The 15,582-nt window shown below is 60.4% G+C and carries 14 protein-coding genes and 1 pseudogene; 2 read left to right on the top strand and 13 right to left on the bottom strand.

All coding sequences use genetic code 11. The features are described from left to right. Nucleotides 1–41 precede the first annotated feature (41 nt). Nucleotides 42–956 (bottom strand): SDR family oxidoreductase, encoded by a 915-nt coding sequence (locus tag bpln_RS24435; protein WP_055140252.1) that lies wholly within the window; start codon nucleotides 954–956, stop codon nucleotides 42–44. Nucleotides 957–1,060: 104 nt separating this feature from the next. On the opposite strand from bpln_RS24435, the gene bpln_RS24430 reads away from it, so the two are divergent. After that, entirely contained in the window at nucleotides 1,061–1,672 is a 612-nt protein-coding gene (locus tag bpln_RS24430; RefSeq protein ID WP_042627800.1) for a TetR/AcrR family transcriptional regulator, read from the top strand. Between the two features lie 96 nt (nucleotides 1,673–1,768). Here the strand turns inward: bpln_RS24430 and bpln_RS24425 are convergent. The 7 genes and pseudogenes from bpln_RS24425 to bpln_RS24400 all read right to left on the bottom strand — a co-directional run. Beyond that, nucleotides 1,769–1,936 (bottom strand): annotated as a pseudogene (locus bpln_RS24425) (IS481 family transposase); the annotation flags it as partial. Between the two features lie 457 nt (nucleotides 1,937–2,393). Beyond that, complete coding sequence (locus bpln_RS24420) at nucleotides 2,394–3,500, bottom strand: S-(hydroxymethyl)glutathione dehydrogenase/class III alcohol dehydrogenase (RefSeq protein ID WP_042627799.1); 1,107 nt, start codon at nucleotides 3,498–3,500, stop codon at nucleotides 2,394–2,396. Next, the gene (locus bpln_RS24415; RefSeq protein WP_042627798.1) at nucleotides 3,497–4,396 is read right to left on the bottom strand and encodes a sugar phosphate isomerase/epimerase family protein; all 900 of its coding nucleotides are present in this window, start codon (nucleotides 4,394–4,396) and stop codon (nucleotides 3,497–3,499) included. Before bpln_RS24415 ends, bpln_RS24420 begins: the two co-directional genes overlap by 4 nt. Beyond that, nucleotides 4,393–5,640, bottom strand: coding sequence for an NAD(P)/FAD-dependent oxidoreductase (locus bpln_RS24410; protein ID WP_055140250.1), 1,248 nt, complete (start codon nucleotides 5,638–5,640; stop codon nucleotides 4,393–4,395). The genes bpln_RS24415 and bpln_RS24410 overlap by 4 nt, the downstream gene beginning before the upstream one ends. Nucleotides 5,641–5,658: 18 nt before the next feature. Continuing rightward, nucleotides 5,659–6,693 carry a sugar ABC transporter substrate-binding protein gene (locus bpln_RS24405; protein ID WP_055140249.1) on the bottom strand — a complete coding sequence of 345 codons (1,035 nt, stop codon included), beginning with the start codon at nucleotides 6,691–6,693 and terminating at the stop codon, nucleotides 5,659–5,661. A gap of 82 nt (nucleotides 6,694–6,775) precedes the next feature. Further along, nucleotides 6,776–7,099: a non-heme iron oxygenase ferredoxin subunit gene (locus bpln_RS34440; RefSeq protein ID WP_080937396.1), complete on the bottom strand. Its 324-nt coding sequence runs from the start codon at nucleotides 7,097–7,099 to the stop codon at nucleotides 6,776–6,778. A 17-nt stretch (nucleotides 7,100–7,116) separates the two neighbouring features. Beyond that, nucleotides 7,117–8,178, bottom strand: coding sequence for a fatty acid desaturase (locus bpln_RS24400; protein WP_055140248.1), 1,062 nt, complete (start codon nucleotides 8,176–8,178; stop codon nucleotides 7,117–7,119). 254 nt (nucleotides 8,179–8,432) lie between these two features. Here bpln_RS24400 and bpln_RS24395 point away from each other — a divergent pair, with 254 nt between their 5' ends. Further along, on the top strand, nucleotides 8,433–9,455 hold the full coding sequence (locus tag bpln_RS24395) for a LacI family DNA-binding transcriptional regulator (RefSeq protein WP_042629395.1): 1,023 nt from the start codon (nucleotides 8,433–8,435) through the stop codon (nucleotides 9,453–9,455). A gap of 735 nt (nucleotides 9,456–10,190) precedes the next feature. On the opposite strand, the gene bpln_RS24390 is transcribed toward bpln_RS24395, so the two are convergent. From bpln_RS24390 to bpln_RS24370, 5 genes are all read right to left on the bottom strand, one after another. Beyond that, the gene (locus bpln_RS24390; RefSeq protein ID WP_055140247.1) at nucleotides 10,191–11,789 is read right to left on the bottom strand and encodes an EthD domain-containing protein; all 1,599 of its coding nucleotides are present in this window, start codon (nucleotides 11,787–11,789) and stop codon (nucleotides 10,191–10,193) included. 420 nt (nucleotides 11,790–12,209) lie between these two features. Further along, nucleotides 12,210–13,172, bottom strand: coding sequence for an NAD-dependent epimerase/dehydratase family protein (locus bpln_RS24385; RefSeq protein WP_055140246.1), 963 nt, complete (start codon nucleotides 13,170–13,172; stop codon nucleotides 12,210–12,212). Continuing rightward, nucleotides 13,169–14,176: a fumarylacetoacetate hydrolase family protein gene (locus bpln_RS24380; RefSeq protein ID WP_042629393.1), complete on the bottom strand. Its 1,008-nt coding sequence runs from the start codon at nucleotides 14,174–14,176 to the stop codon at nucleotides 13,169–13,171. Before bpln_RS24380 ends, bpln_RS24385 begins: the two co-directional genes overlap by 4 nt. After that, complete coding sequence (locus bpln_RS24375; protein ID WP_055140245.1) at nucleotides 14,176–14,769, bottom strand: cupin domain-containing protein; 594 nt, start codon at nucleotides 14,767–14,769, stop codon at nucleotides 14,176–14,178. Before bpln_RS24375 ends, bpln_RS24380 begins: the two co-directional genes overlap by 1 nt. Next, complete coding sequence (locus bpln_RS24370; protein WP_055140244.1) at nucleotides 14,766–15,581, bottom strand: cyclase family protein; 816 nt, start codon at nucleotides 15,579–15,581, stop codon at nucleotides 14,766–14,768. The genes bpln_RS24375 and bpln_RS24370 overlap by 4 nt, the downstream gene beginning before the upstream one ends. Between the last annotated feature and the right edge of the window lies 1 nt (nucleotide 15,582).

Raw genomic sequence — 15,582 nt, 5'->3', positions numbered from 1 at the left:
AGCCATAGGCTGCATAGATGATCTATTTGTGCATGCTTGGTTTATCGAAAGACCGCTTCCGTAAGCCCTTCGGACTCAATCCACAGCCTCGCAGCGACGCTCGTATCCAGTGCTTGCGGAGGAATCTTGGCAACGGCCGGATAGCCGCGTGTTTCGCCGAGCTTGTCCGGACCGTAGTAGACACCGCCTTGAGCCTGCGGTGAAGTCGCGGCGAAGATGGTCGGCAACGCACCCTGCGCTGCCGGCTGGAACAGGAACCACATGTAACGACGAGCCAGACCCGGAGCGCTCCATGCTCCGGCGCCATTGGGCAACAGATCGGTGCGCGAAATGCCAGGATGGGCACCGATGCTCTGGATGCCCCAGCCCGCAGCATCGCTGCGGCGTTGCAATTCAAGGGCGAACATCAGGCAAGCGAGTTTCGATTGGCAGTAAGCCGGCATCGGCCTGTAGCTGCGCTGGGCTTGCAGATCATCGAAGTTGATCGTGCCGCTTCGGGCGGCGACACTTGAAAGGCTCACCACGCGTGGCTTGTTGCCCTTGCGCAGCAGCGGCAGCAGTTGGGCAGTCAAGGCGAAGTGACCCAGGTAGTTCGTGCCGAACTGCAACTCGAATCCGTCGGAAGTCACCTGACGCTTCGGCGGCGTCATCACTGCCGCGTTGTTGATCAGCAAGTCGAGGCTGTCGCGCGAACTCCGCAGGCTCTCGCCGAACGCCTTGATGGATTCGAGGCTGGCGAGATCCAGCGTCCCGAAAGTCACATTCGCGCCAGGAACACTTTGGCGAATCTGATTGACTGCTGCTGCCCCTTTCGAGGGATTTCGACCCGCGATGATGACGTTTGCACCGGCACGGGCCAGCGCCAGCGCGTCTTGGAACCCCAAGCCGCCAGTACCGGTGACGACCGCCGTACGGCCGCGTTGAGAAGGGATGTCGGAAACCGTCCAGTGGGTCATGATCCTTGCCTGTCGAGGAATGGGAATGTATACTGAGTGCATATAAACATGCACTTGGTGCTAACTTTAATGCACTTGGTGCAGTCTAGCAATAGGCCATCGGAATGTCAGGAACCCTCCCTCTCGCAGGTACAGCGCCCACAGAAGGCTTGCGGGAACGCAAGCGCCGCGAAACACGTCAGCGCATCGCCGAGGTCGGCCAGCGCTTGTTCCTCGCCAACGGTTACGAAGGCACAACGCTGGACGCCATCGCAGCAGCGGCCGGCATCTCGCGCCGCGCGTTTTTCTCGTACTTCAAATCGAAGGACGACATCATCTTGTTCTGGCAGGACGCCGATTCGGCCAGGCTGATTGCCGATCTGCTGAAGACATCGCCCGATGTACCGCCACTCGATGCTGTTCGCGATGTGATGGTGAAGCACATCGCGCGCTATACGACCGAGCAGATGACAGCCGCGGACAATCTCATGCGTTCGAGCGAATCGCTCCTTGCGCGCAAGCAGGCGTACTACGCGGAGCAGGAGCAGGCGCTGTTCAACACGCTGTGTGAGGTCTGGCGGCAGCCTGAGCGGCGGTTGGCCCTTCGGATGGTGGCTGTGGTGTCCGTCGGTGCGATGAGACTCGCGCTTCAGGCGTGGAGGGATCAGACCGGCCAGCGAAAGCCGGTGGCCAAGTTCCTGCGGGACGCCTTCGACAGTTTGAGAACAGAGCTTTGACTGCAACCACGGCGACGGGGCGTTTTGCGGGTGGACATTGATATGTAGAAGTCGCGATCCGATCTGACAGTTACCCGTTCCGACGGTGCGTGACTGTCAGAACAGATTCAGGTGGCTCACTTTCTCCTTCCACACCTCCTTGCCCGCGATGAGCGTTTGCAGAGGCGTGCGACCACAACACATCTTACCTTGATGCGTTCGCTCGCCGTTGTAGTACATCAGCCAAGTATCGAGATCGACCTGCAGCTCCGCCAGCGGCAGATAGGCGGATGACATTTTGGTTGAGACTACTCACGGGGTTACTCCTTGGCGCTTGCGCGCTGTTTTGATGAAGATTCGCACCTCTATCAAAACGGGTAACCCCACCTCTTGGCAAGGCCTTACTGTCAGATCAAGTCTGAACTTCTACACCTAAGTGGGGGCCGTGTCCGGAGTTACGGGGGCAACTCCAGTCATGTTCTCGGTTCCTCTGTCGGCATTATCTCCGGCTCAGGTCTCGGTCGCTCCACTTATCACACTGTCCGAATTTGCGGGACCACCTCTGGCGTTGCGGTCGCCGCTACCGGCTAGCACGCACTGATGTACCCGAGGCCTTCGGGCGCTTGGCAACGGCCGAGTGGCAGAGCAAGTTTCGAGAGATGGCGAAGACCCAATTATCTGCTGAAGCCTGCAGCGAACTACGCCTGGACCTTCAAGCAAAGCAAGACGGTCAAAGCTCTGTCTAGTACACCACGACCGAGCGGATCGACTCGCCCTTCTTCATCAGGTCGAAGCCGTCGTTGATCTGATCGAGCGGCAGCCGGTGCGTGATCAGGTCGTCGATGTTGAGCTTGCCTTCCATGTACCAGTCGACGATCTTCGGCACGTCGGTGCGCCCGCGCGCGCCGCCGAACGCAGAGCCCTTCCATTCGCGGCCCGTGACGAGCTGGAACGGTCGCGTGCTGATCTCCTGGCCGGCCGCCGCCACGCCGATGATGAACGACTGGCCCCAGCCCTTGTGGGTGCATTCGAGCGCCTGGCGCATGGTGGTGACGTTGCCGATGCACTCGAACGAGTAGTCGGCGCCGCCGTCGGTCAGCTGGACGATCTGGTCGACCACGTTCTCGACGTCCTTCGGGTTGATGAAGTGCGTCATGCCGAACTTCTTCGCGAGCTCGACGCGCGCCGGGTTGATGTCGACGCCGATGATCTTGTCGGCGCCCACCATCTTCGCGCCCTGGATCACGTTCAGGCCGATCCCGCCGAGGCCGAACACCACCACGTTCGCGCCGGCCTCGACCTTCGCCGAGTAGACCACCGCGCCCACGCCCGTCGTCACGCCGCAGCCGATGTAGCAGACCTTGTCGAACGGCGCGTCCTCGCGGATCTTCGCGACCGCGATCTCGGGCACGACGATGTAGTTCGAGAACGTGGAGGTGCCCATGTAGTGGAAGATCGGCTTGCCGTCGAGCGAGAAGCGCGAAGTCGCGTCGGGCATCAGGCCCTTGCCTTGCGTGGCGCGGATCTTCTGGCACAGGTTGGTCTTGCGCGACAGGCAGAACTTGCACTCGCGGCATTCCGGCGTGTAGAGCGGAATCACGTGGTCGCCCTTCCTCAGCGTGCCGACGCCGGGGCCGACGTCCACCACCACGCCCGCGCCCTCGTGGCCGAGGATCGCCGGGAAGATCCCTTCCGGATCGGCGCCCGACAGCGTGTAGTAGTCGGTATGGCAGATCCCCGTGGCCTTCACCTCGATCAGCACCTCGCCCGCGCGCGGGCCTTCCAGATCCACTTCCTCGATGGTCAGCGGCGCACCGGCCTTCCATGCAATGGCTGCTCGTGTCTTCATACTGAACTCCTGTGCTGAAGCGTTTGTTGTCCGTGATTTGCGTGGTCCGTTGGTCGAACGTCGCGTTGAACATCTATCCACACCTGACGGATCATGTCGTGCAGCAGCAGCGATTCTGCCCAGCGGTCGGTCGTGTCGTTGCCGTCGCGGCCAATGATCGCGTACGGTTTAGGTCCAAGCTCGCAAGTGAAGGCGAGGGTGCCGTCCGTATCCGCCCGTCGACACCACGACGCGAAGCCATAGCCCCACCAGTCGAGAAACAGATCGACCCACATTCGGTGCGGCTCGAACGATAACTCTATCTGCACTTGCTCGCGACTCGCGACGCGCCCATGAAAAGCCCACGACTGATCCAGGATACGTTGCATCAACCCGTGATTCTCATCGGACACCGGCCACGAGAATTCGCGTCCAACGAGATAATGCGAGATGTCTCCAAGCAGCTTTAGATCGGGCCGAGCATCGAGCAGGTCAAGCGTGAAATAGAGATCCGTGGTCATGCGATCGCGATGCGTCTCGATGTAGACCGGGAAGTCGACCTGTTCGGCCAGTCTCTGCCAGCCATCGAGCAGAGCTACGCATTCTGCGGTGGTGCGAGGACGTACGTCCGGCTGCAGGTCGATATGATGCACACCAAATTCGACGGCATTTTCAAGCACGGGTTGTAAATCATCGATCGTGCGTGGAAAACACTGACCTTCCGCGTGCAGTCCGCATGCAGCACGCAATTGAGCAAGCCGCTTTACGTCTTCACGCTTCATATAGTGCGCGCTCACGCCTTCAAACCCGGCATCGGCAATCATCCGCACGTTCTCTTCAAGTGTGCGTTCGTAGCCATCGGTGTGGCGACGCTCCATCGCCCAAAGTGACTGAAACACAAGCAGTCGTTGACTCATGGCGCCTCCGCTTCGAGCAGCGACCTAAGCTTCGTCGCGCGATCGGCAAGTAGACGCGGCTCCACGCGCGCGCGCCGCGCAATCAGTTCTTGCGCGAAGCGCACGTCGCGCGCAATTTCACCAGCCTGGCCAATCCCGCTCGCGCCGACAAGCACGCCTTCGCCATCCAGTGCGAAGAACACGTGCGACGCCGAACCCGTCTCGCGTACCGCCGTCGTCGCTCCGAGCGCAGGCATGCCGGTGATCTGGATCGTCACGTCGTATTGATCAGACCAGAACCATGGCACTGACGAACAGGGTTCGCCGTGGCCAAGCATATTGCGCGCGACGACACGCGCCTGGTCTTCAGCGTTTTTCCAGCATTCAAGCCGAATCCGGCGGCCGAACAGCGGGTGGGGAAATGAACAAACATCCCCGGCCGAGAAAATGCGGGGGTCATTTGTGCATAGTGTCGCGTCGACTGCGATGCCATTTTCGACGTCAAGCTTTGACTCCTGAGCAAGTTCAGTGCATGGTGTCACGCCAATGCCCACGATCACGGCGTCGCACGCCAATGTTGTTCCATCGACAAGCCCCACCCCACTTACACGCGCTGTTCCGATCAAACACTCCACGTGCGCGCCGAAGCGGATGTCTACACCTCGTTGTCTATGCAGCGCCACAAGGCATTCCGCCACGACTTCAGGTACGGCACGCATTAATGCCCGCGGCGCCGCTTCGAGCAAGACGACCTCACAACCGAGCGCCACCGCTGTCGCTGCGATTTCAAGCCCGATGAAGCCTGCGCCGATCACTGCGATGCGGCGGCCCGGGCGCAGTTCGACGCTAATCGCATGCGCGTCGCGCACGCCACGCAGCACATGAACTCCGGCGAGCTTCGCTCCCGGCAGATCCAGCAGGCGTGGCCGTGCACCCGTCGCAATCAGCAACCGGTGATAGCCGAGCGTGTCGCCGCTGGCGAGGACCACCCTGTTCCCCGCACGATCGATGGCAACCACAGGCGCATCGGTATGCAGATCGATGCGCTGTTCCCGAAAGAACGTCTCGTCGTAGATTGTGCATTGCGAGGTCGTCCTTTTCCCGAGCAACACTGACTTCGATAACGGCGGCCGTTCATAAGGTAACAAACCTTCGTCGCCGAGAAGCGCGATGGCGCCCTTCCAGCCGTTCTCGCGTAACGCCTGCGCCGCACGCACTCCGCACTGGCCTGCGCCGACAATCACCATCGGGTGCGTTGCATTCATCGGTGGCTCCTCTTGCGCTTAGCGGTAGCGGCCGGCCAGCGCCGAGACCTGATCAATGTTCTGCGGCGTAATAAAGCCCGGTCCCGAGCTGATGTTGCGCGCCCCGTAGACCGGCTTCAGACCATAGTCTTGAAGACGCTTGATGAAGCTCGGGTTCTTCTCAAGTTCCGCGCGAGCCGCGATCACATCCGTGTTGTGGTTCTTGTGCATGATTGCGAGCATGGCGATCGGAATGTATCCCTGCAAATACGGCTGCTGGTCGGTACAGAACTTGATGGTGCCGTCCTTGATTGCCTTGGCCACGTCAGGATCGATATCGAAGGTGGCAAACCAGATCTTCCGGGCAAGCCCCAGCTTGGTCACGGCGCGAATGGTCGGGTCCGCGGAAGTTGGCCCTAGCGCCAACACGGCTTGCGTATCCGGGTGGGTCCGTAAATATGCGCTCACCTTCGATTCGATGCCGGTCGGATCCATGCCGACATCGAGCGACGACGCCTTCGAGGCTGCACCAATGGCTTCACCAAACCCACGACACCGCTCGAATGAGAGCGGATTGGTGGCATAGTGATTCACACAGACAAACGTCTTGATACCGGCGGCTTTCGCACGCAGTCCGGCCTCTTTGCCAGCTAGGTACTCCGGCTGGCCCACGTGCATGAGCGCCCCGAGCTCGGCGCTCTGCTGCTCCGTACCGGTATTGGCCGTTATGAAAGGGATGTTTTTATCCTTCAGCTTCGAGACGGCTCCTTTCAGCAGATCGTAGTCGGCAATCGTCAGCACCACGCCGTCATAGTTGCGTGCTGCCGCTTGATTGACCAGTTGAACCATGTCCGCGATGTCACCGTTTGGTGGATTGCGATAGTCGGTCCGGACGTTGAAATCCTGATCGGCTTGCGTGATGCCGTTCTTGACGGTGTTCCACCACGCATCGGAATCCGGCGCGTGCGTGATGAAATCGAAATGGGCAACCGGGTCCGCACAAGCCCCCGTGCATAGCGCCATACTCAGCACAATGACGCTAATGCCAAGCACTTTTCCAATAGCATGCTTCATACGTGTCTCCTTGTTTATGGTCTGTTTGCGGATGGGGAGACATCGGCCATTCGCGCCATGCCTCGACCGCAAGTTGCCGCAGTCAATCCGTTGGCAATCCGATGAAAACCTTGTTGTCCTCAATTTTTACGGGATGAATGGCGAGATTGATGCAGACGGGAGCACCTTTCGCCGTGCCTGTCGGAATATGAAAGCGTCCCATGTGCATCGGACATTCGATAATGTCGCCAAACACGAGTCCCTCAGTGAGGCGCGCCGTCTCGTGGGTGCACAGGCCTGCCGATGCGTAAAAGCCAGTCGGCGTGTGATAGATCGCATACAGCTTATCGTCGTGACTAAACTCAATGACATCTTCTTCCTCGATGTCATCGCATGCGCAGACGAAATGCCATTGCAGGATGTTCATTAACGTGTCTCCGGGGCTCAGCGGGTCTCAACCGCGCCAAGCGTCGTATCAGTAGTTTGGCCCGCGGCCGCCACGGGCAGCTTGCCGGGTACGAGCGGGGTCACCATAAAGTCAGGATCGCGCCGCTGCATTCTGAACACGTGGAGGATTTCGCCCCACGCGCTAAAAAGGCCGTTATAGGCAGGCGGTAGGTCCGCTTGGATCGCCTCACGCAGCTTCGGCAACGCATGGAACGGCACGTTGGGAAACATGTGATGCTCGACGTGATAGTTCATATTCCAGTAAAGGAATTGAAGCACCGGGTTGAGCTTGATCGTTCGTGTCGAGAAGCGATGATCTAGTTCGTTTTCACGCAGCCCCGTGTGCTGGGTAATCGCCAGCAATTCATGCAGCCATGCGCCATAGGCGCGCGGCAATAGGAGGAACACCACGGGCAGCCAGCTATGGACGGCAAGTGCCCAACCGGCCACGCCAATGTAGAGCAGCAGAATCACGCGTGAATTGCGGCACATCGCACGATATTCGGTGACCGGCACGACGGCTCTCGCGCTTTTCGACACGATGCCGAAGCTGTGCAGCACGATATTGCCAAGATGATGAATGCCGTGCGAAACGCGCAGAAAATCGGTGGCGAGCTTCAGGTAGTTCGGCGGCCGCATGACGGCGAGCTCAACGTCGGATGGGATGGTTGCTGTCAGGTGCGTGTACGTATGATGCTGCGCATGTGACCAGCGGCTGTAGATCTGTTCGCGCCACGTCATAAAGCAGATCAGCCAGTGCACCGATTCGTTCAGCCATTCGCTTTTGAAGGGCGTGCGATGACGCAACTCGTGCTCCATCGCCTCCGCGAAGGCATAGAGCGTTCCGTAAAGGAAGAACGCCGGTACGCACCAGAGAGTATCGAGCGACAGCCACGCGCACGCTCCGCTTGCCGTGACCAACGCGATGAAACCGCCAAAGTGCAGCAACGCGGCGGTGTCGTTACGCCGTGTGACCTCTTTGAGCACCTTCCTGTCGAGTCGGCATTTATACCAGTCGTCCATGGTGATCGTTTGTCTGCTGTCTTGCTGGTTGGACATGAATCGCCCCCTTCCCGATGTTGACCGTCGTCATGAGATGATCCGTTGATCATCCGTGAGTGCATTTAAGGCTCTTTATGAGCTACGGTCAAACCATAATATGCCTCATTATGAGCCATATAGGGTATTCCACAATCCGCGTGTCGGCCTATGCGGGGCACCAAACAGGGCAGCAGCCTCAATAGCCTCATTTTTGAGGCAAAATGATGCGTGCGCGGGCTATGCCGCGCTGCGACAACCAGGACCGCGCGACAATGGGTAAGCCGACACTGAAACAACTGATGGAAATAACGCAGCTCAGCCGGGCGACAATCGATCGCGCGCTGAACAACCGGCCCGGCGTGCATCCACGCACGCGCAGTGCTGTCGATGCCGCGCTGAGGCAATTGGATTCCAAACCACCAGTGCACCCGGTCACTCCGGTGGGACAGCGCAGCTATGTGTTCAGGTTGCTACCCCAGGCGGGCGACGCGTTCACGGAGGAATTGGCGCGCAGCGCGGCTGGACTCGAAGCGGAATTCGCGGCCTCGGACGTGCGCCTGGAGGTCGAGAGTTGCGTGGGAGCGCCTGACGACGAAGTCGCCGCGAGGGTGCACAGAGCTGCCGATGAGACAGACGGTATCGCGATCATCTGCACGAATACGGCTGCAACAACTGCGGCACTGCGCGGATGCATGGCTGCCGGCAAACCGGTCGTGACGCTGATCACCGACGTTGATGCTGACGCCCGCCACACCTACGTAGGCGTCAACAATCGCGCGGCGGGTCAGTCCGCGGCGTTCCTCATTGGACGGCATCTGCAGGCGCACGCCGCACCCGACGTCGCAGTGGTCGTCGCCACGTTCTCCTATACGTGCCACGAGGACCGCGAGATTGGCTTCCGTTCGTTGCTAAGACAACGGTTCCCGAACGTGAATCTCGTGGAGGTGATCAAAGGTGCAGATTCCGGCGCTGCGACCTATGAGGCGACCAAGCGCTTTCTACAGGGACACGGCAAGCTCGACGCCATCTACAACGTGGCGGGCGGCAATGAAGGATTGGCAGCGGCGCTGCGTGAACGCGATCTCGTGGGCCGGACGGTTTATATCACGCACGAAGTGAACCGAATAACCGAGCCGCTGTTGCGTTCCGATACCATCGACTATTTGCTCACACAGGATCTTCGGCTCCTGCTTCGCACTGCGGTTGAACATTTGAGAACGGCACGCGCAGGGGGAGGAGTTCCCGCTCAGGCAATCATTCCTATCGAGACCTATTCCCGCTACTCGTTGTATTAGCAAATGTGTACGATGCGCACCAAGTTTCCTCCGTGCGCTTCAGTATTGCGCGCAGGGCTTGCTTCGCAAAATATACTGCGGACAGCCGACCGTCGCACCTAGGAAAACGCGCTGATCAGGCTTCATCCGTCGTCTTTTGACAATCTGCGAGCAGACACCCGGGCAACTTCGCCCAACGGCCTTTGATGGCCGAATAGAGCCCGTCGCGCACAACTGCAACGTCAGGCGATGGCGCGGAGGTTGGCAGCGGTGATCGAGAGCCAGCGCCCAACTTAAGATGCTGCTGACGGGCGCGGCACTGACCTCCGGCAACCACACCATGTCGACTTGCCTCCCGCTAGCGAGCATCGTCCGCTGGGCCAATCTTGATCAGCTCACGCAGTACGGCTCGAACGGGGTCCATGCGCATCGGAATACCTATCTTTCGACATCTGGCATAAAGGCCGTTCTCGCGATCAATCGGTGAGGTCGACGCCCCGGGCGTCAATGTCATCTCCACAATTGCCCGAGAGTACTCGTCGGAAAAATTCGTCCGTTTCGTTCCGCCCCAAGAACGTTGTCAGTTCTGTCCACTATCGTGCCCGCAATATTTCGCGGGCGCTATCCTTGCCGCCTTTCGTCACCCTCTCAAGAGGGCCGTGATCAATCGCTTACCCCGAAACTAGCCGCAGACCGCGAGGTCGTCGAGTCCGACGATGTTCACGGCGGATATTTGCCCAGAAGAAACGGAAGATGTCAGCGCGGGCCGGCGTGGATAACGTCCTCGTGCACGAGCAGCACGAAATGGCGGCCTTTAGGTGCGAGCCCGGGGCACACGAGCGCCTCGGACACCCACGCCTGCCAGCATGCGAGGAAGATGCGCGCGTCGGCTTCGTCGTCGAACCAGAACTCGTCGATCCCGTCGACCAGCGGCAGCCCTGTCGGGGTCGGCAGCGTGTCGTTCTGCGTGTACCGCAGAACACCGGTGTAGCCAGCCACGGCCCAGGGCGCGGTGTCCCAGGCACGGCGGAAGTCTTCGGGCGTTGCACCGGGCGAGCGCTGCAGGAAACCAAATAGTTTGACGTGCTGGGTGGCCGGCGCGGCGGCGCCTGCAATCACGCGTTCACGAACCGGCATGAAGACGACGCTGGCTTGGTCGACAAAGTTGTCCTCGTCGTGCTTGACCTTCTCCATATAAAACGCGGACTGACGTGCGCGCATCAGCGACGCCATGTCCGGAAACCAGATCTGGGTGACGAAGTCGCGATTCAGCGCGAACGGGTCCGCCGCACCCGTGTCGGTGGCGCGAAACGTGCCGTCAAACACCGGGTTTTGAACATAGCGCCGCGGAGCATTGGTGGGATCGGCGGCGATGTTCTGCACTACCAGTTCGCCATGCACTCGCCGCATGTGGCGTCGGTGGTCGGCCAGCGTGGTGCCGGGCCTGCGGCGGCCTACGATAATCAGCTTCAGTGCCAGATCGGGGTGCAGCTCGGCATGCGGCGACGTAGTTGGCTGAGCGCACGTGCCGCGAGCGGCACCGAGCGCCTCCGCCTCCCCGCTCATGGCGAACTCCGCGACAACACTTTGATTCTTATCCGGAGAGATAACATGACCGGTCGAAGCCTTCGATATCCCAAGCGTGTCATCCTCATCGGTGCGTGTCGGCGCTGTCGCGAAGTACTCGCGATGTAGGTGATTCTCGGGCCACCCGAGCCCCCGCGCCGCGTCGAGTATCCACTCCATAAATTCGGTGGAGCCGCAGACGTAGAGGTGGCGTCCGAGTGCAAACTTGCCGACGGCAGCCTGCGCATCGAGCCGGCGATTCGAAGGACCGTCGTCGTGATAAAAGAAGACACGCTCGCGGAAGGCCGAACGCGCGATCCGATCCGCAAACGCGGTGCGTTCCGCCGATCGGGTGCAGTAGTGGAGCATGAAGTCGGCACCTGAGGCGGCCAGATGTTCGGCCATGCACAAAATCGGAGTGATACCGATGCCGCCGGCGAACAAGATGCTCGACCGGGCATCATGGACAAGCGGGAAATAGTTCTTTGGATCGCTGATTTTCAGCGTCTGGCCAACCTCCATAGAGTGCATGGCTACGGAGCCGCCCCGGGAGGCCGGATCCCTCAACACGGCGATCAGGTAGCGATTCGACTCGCGCGGATCGTTGCATAGCGAGTACTGCCTAATGGGCCCTGCCGGGGTGTACACGTCCAAGTGGGATCCCGCCGAGAACGCGGGCAGCGGTTCGCCAGCAGCGTCCACCAGTTCGAAGGAGAAGATGTCGAGCGCTTCGGAGGTCTTTGAGGCGACGCGCATGGTCCGCGCCCGGGTCATCCGCTGCTGCAGCATCACTGCACCTCCGAAGTAGCAGACGTTAACTCGTCCTTCGCATGGCAGCGATCCATTTCTAGCCTCCGTATTTCGTTTTGTGTTTGATCGCAGTGAGACTACGGAGGATGGCGGAAAGCGCAAAATTGTTTGCATCCATTCGAGATATCGATTATGTGAATACTCTTTGGGTTAACCCCTGACGACATGCGCTTCAACAAGCCGGACCTCAATCTGCTTGTCCCCCTCAAGGCGCAAACTGTCGAATGGAGCATCATGCTCGCTGCCGGCCAAGCCGCTTATATGTTGCGGTCTCAGCAGGCGCCAATTCCGGGCGTACGTAGCTGATCACTCAGAGGCTGGCTACTACATACCGAGTTACCCGGGGATGTCCTCGAACTGCTCGACTTGGCGGTCGAGCAGTTCGGAGCGCGTCACGGTTCAGGAGGGCTGGCGCTCTAGCTCAAGCGCATGCGTCACAAGTTCGTCAATCGTACCGTCGTGCCGGAATCCCGCCTCGATGGCGCGGTGATCCGTCAACGGAGGTTGTCGTCCGAAAAGGCGCTCGATCCACTCCACCGGTGCGTAATCGATGTCGAACGGGCCGAAGCGTTGGACCAACACATCGACGATCTCTTGAACCGAAAGGTGCAGCACCGGGGGCGTCCAGACCCGACCCGTATACAAACCCTCCGCAGACATGCGTCCGGCGTGCAGCAGGTTATCGACGCTGCATCTGCGAGACATCCACCACACGGTAGCCGACGCCGATACGGGACACGTATAGGATTGGCCGCTCTGCGCCATGCGGAAAATCTGACTCATGAACGCGGATCCATGCCCTGTAGACAGCATCGGACGAGCCACGATGCCCGGCAGGCGTATCGCGCGGCCATCCAGCTTGCCGCGTCGCGTCCAGTCGGCAAGGAGCAGTTCCCCGACCAGCTTGTGCACGCCATAGCTGATCGTCGGTTTCGACACGGTGTGCTCGTCCACGAATGTAGGTAAAGAATCGCCCAACACCGCGACGCTGCTGGCATAGACGACGCGTGGCGCATGCCCGTGCTCGATCGCTTGTTTTGCCAGGCGTTCGAACAGAGCCAGCATGCCCGACAGGTTCACCCGGTCGCCCTCTTCCGGTTCGGCCTCCGCCTGCGAGCCAGGCATGCTCGCTAGGTGAAAGACAACGTCGACAGGTCTCGACAGGGACGATTCGAGAATATCCCGGCTGCTGAAATCGCCGACAAGCGCCGTAATTCGAGCATCGCCGTGCGGCCACCCTGATTGCCGATCGATCCACAACAGCTCCGACACATCGCCCGTCTTCGCGATACCGTCGCGAAGCAGCCGTTCAACCAACGCCGTTCCGACAAATCCACCCGCCCCGGTTACCATCACTCTCATGGGTACGTATCCTCATCGTCGGCGCGCGGAGCGCGCACCACCCGCTGATCGATCATGCCGAACGGTGCGTTGCCGGCGTCATCGCGCGCCGTCATCCTGACCCGGTCACCGAAGCGCATGAACCTCGTGCGCGCGCTCCCTTCATCGATCATTTCGATTACGCGACGCTCGGCAAGGCATGCCGATCCCGCGTTGCGATCGGCATTCGACACGGTGCCGGACCCGACGATCGTCCCCGCCGACAGGCGGCGCGTGCGGGCTGCATGCGCGATCAGTTCACCGAACCCGAAGTTCATCTCACGTCCATGCGGATGTCCGAACCAACGGTCGTTCCATTCGACATGCAAGCTCAGATGCACGCGCCCGTCGCGCCAGCCCCTCCCAAGTTCGTCAGGTGTAACGGCGACCGGGGCAAAGCTTGTAGAGGGTTTGGCCTGGAGGAAACCAAAGCCCGTCCTCATTTCGCGAGGGCCATACGCCCGCAGGCTCCAGTCGTTGAGCTGGACGATCAGACGGATGCAGCCCAGCGCAGCCGCGGCCGATACGCCCATCGGCACTTGCCCCACCACCACCCCGAATTCACCTTCGAAATCGATGCAGTCATCCTCGTTGGGTAAAGGAACGTCATCGGCCGAGCCGAGGAAGTCGTCGCTGGCGCCTTGGTACATGACCGGCACCGTATCGAACTCGGGGATCGGCGAAGTGTTGAACGCCTGCTCCATCAGGCGGCCGTGATTCAGAAACGCCGAACCATCGCACCATTGCGGACTGCGCGGCAAGGGCGCTGCGCATTCGATCGGGTCAAACGAATGCGCCCCGGGCACGCTGCCAGCGTTCAGTGCGTCGTAACGCGCCTGCAAGGCCGGTGCAAGCGCCTCCCAGCGGTCGAGCGCATCAATCAAAGTCGGTGCGATCGGCGCAGCCTCGATAGCATGGCGAAGGTCGCGCGACACCAGCAGCAAGCGGCCATCGGCACTTCCGTCGGGCAAGGTGGCGAATTTCATCATGCACCTCCGTGTGTGGGCATATCGAGCACGGCGGCAATCGCCGGATCATAGGCACCGTCGACCAGAACGAACAGCATGCGGCATGGACGGCCCGAACGATTCGCCCAAGCATGGTTGGTCCCGCGCTGAATCACCACGCTGCCCGGCACGAGTGCGACTTCGGCAGCGTCGAGGATCAAGGTCATTTCGCCTTCGATCACCACTCCGTAGTCGATCGACTCGGTGCGATGCATCAGCGGATGAGGGGAGCCCGGCTCGACCGTCGACGCTTTGACATCACCGATCTGGCTGAAGGCGTCGTACATTTTCGTCGCACCGTGCGCAAGAAATTCCGGCGTGTCGGGCGGAATGTCGACGAAGCGCATACGGGTGCCGTGCTTCGGGGGCGCCAGCATGAGCGCACCAATCGTGGGATCAGGCCCGTTGTCCACTACGGCGGGGATCGACGACGTGCTCCACACTTCGTGGAATACGGTGCCAGGAATCGCGGCAATTTCCACCACACTCGGCAGAGGGCCGTCGGATGCAACGACAGCACGGCCGTCAATATCGTGTCCGGTCACCACGCGACGAATCGACGAAAAGCTCATGCCACCGCCTCCACATCGGGCCCATCGAAAATTGCGACGGCACGCGTCCATCCAGCCGACGCACCGCGAATCTTGTGAGGAAAGCAACTAATCGTGAAGCCGGTTGGTGGCAAGGCGGTGAGGTTGTGCAGCTTCTCCAAGTGGCAATAGCCAATATCCCGCCCCGCCTTGTGCCCTTCCCATATCAGTGACGTATCGCCCGTTTCCGCGATTTTCTTCGCGGTATAGGAGAACGGCGCGTCCCAGCTCCATGCATCAGTGCCGGTCAAGCGCACACCACGCTCCAACAGATACATGGTCGCCTCATAGCCCATGCCGCAGCCGGCATTGACGTAATCGTCATGCCCGTAGCGCGATCCGGCTCGCGTGTTCACGACGACGATATCGAGCGGCCGCAGTTCATGGCCGATGCGCGCGAGTTCGGCCTCAACGTCGGCGGCCGTCGCGACGTAGCCGTCCGGGAGGTGACGAAAGTCGAGCTTCACTCCCGGCTGGAAACACCACTCCAGCGGTACTTGGTCGATCGTGATGGAGGGACGCGATTCACCCAGGCTCGCATCCATCGTCGAATGGAAGTGCCAGGGCGCGTCGAGATGTGTGCCACTGTGGGTCGTCAGCGTGACCCACTCCGCGGCGGCGGCCTCGCCATCGGGATAGTCCTCGGGCCTCGTACCCGGCAGCATCGCCATAAATTCGGGTAGCGTATCTCCGTGCTTCTGATAGCTGATCTTTGGCGCGAGCGGCGGCGGATCGGATAGGACGTCGTTCTCGAGATAGATGGAGAGATCGACGAACCGTCGAACGGGCTTCATG

This window comes from Burkholderia plantarii (genome assembly GCF_001411805.1).
In the GTDB taxonomy this organism is placed as follows: domain Bacteria; phylum Pseudomonadota; class Gammaproteobacteria; order Burkholderiales; family Burkholderiaceae; genus Burkholderia; species Burkholderia plantarii.
The sequence above is the reverse complement of the archived record's forward strand: the minus strand, read 5'-3'. Positions and strand labels throughout refer to the sequence as shown.

Bases quoted from the DNA above. Each gene is read 5' to 3' on its own strand.
- bpln_RS24415 (WP_042627798.1), bottom strand. From the start codon at position 4,396: ATGAGTCAACGACTGCTTGTGTTTCAGTCACTTTGGGCGATGGAGCGT.
- bpln_RS24405 (WP_055140249.1), bottom strand. From the start codon at position 6,693: ATGAAGCATGCTATTGGAAAAGTGCTTGGCATTAGCGTCATTGTGCTG.
- bpln_RS24435 (WP_055140252.1), bottom strand. From the start codon at position 956: ATGACCCACTGGACGGTTTCCGACATCCCTTCTCAACGCGGCCGTACG.
- bpln_RS34440 (WP_080937396.1), bottom strand. From the start codon at position 7,099: ATGAACATCCTGCAATGGCATTTCGTCTGCGCATGCGATGACATCGAG.
- bpln_RS24410 (WP_055140250.1), bottom strand. From the start codon at position 5,640: ATGAATGCAACGCACCCGATGGTGATTGTCGGCGCAGGCCAGTGCGGA.
- bpln_RS24420 (WP_042627799.1), bottom strand. From the start codon at position 3,500: ATGAAGACACGAGCAGCCATTGCATGGAAGGCCGGTGCGCCGCTGACC.
- bpln_RS24400 (WP_055140248.1), bottom strand. From the start codon at position 8,178: ATGTCCAACCAGCAAGACAGCAGACAAACGATCACCATGGACGACTGG.
- bpln_RS24370 (WP_055140244.1), bottom strand. From the start codon at position 15,581: ATGAAGCCCGTTCGACGGTTCGTCGATCTCTCCATCTATCTCGAGAAC.
- bpln_RS24390 (WP_055140247.1), bottom strand. From the start codon at position 11,789: ATGCTGCAGCAGCGGATGACCCGGGCGCGGACCATGCGCGTCGCCTCA.
- bpln_RS24395 (WP_042629395.1), top strand. From the start codon at position 8,433: ATGGGTAAGCCGACACTGAAACAACTGATGGAAATAACGCAGCTCAGC.
- bpln_RS24430 (WP_042627800.1), top strand. From the start codon at position 1,061: ATGTCAGGAACCCTCCCTCTCGCAGGTACAGCGCCCACAGAAGGCTTG.
- bpln_RS24380 (WP_042629393.1), bottom strand. From the start codon at position 14,176: ATGAAATTCGCCACCTTGCCCGACGGAAGTGCCGATGGCCGCTTGCTG.
- bpln_RS24385 (WP_055140246.1), bottom strand. From the start codon at position 13,172: ATGAGAGTGATGGTAACCGGGGCGGGTGGATTTGTCGGAACGGCGTTG.
- bpln_RS24375 (WP_055140245.1), bottom strand. From the start codon at position 14,769: ATGAGCTTTTCGTCGATTCGTCGCGTGGTGACCGGACACGATATTGAC.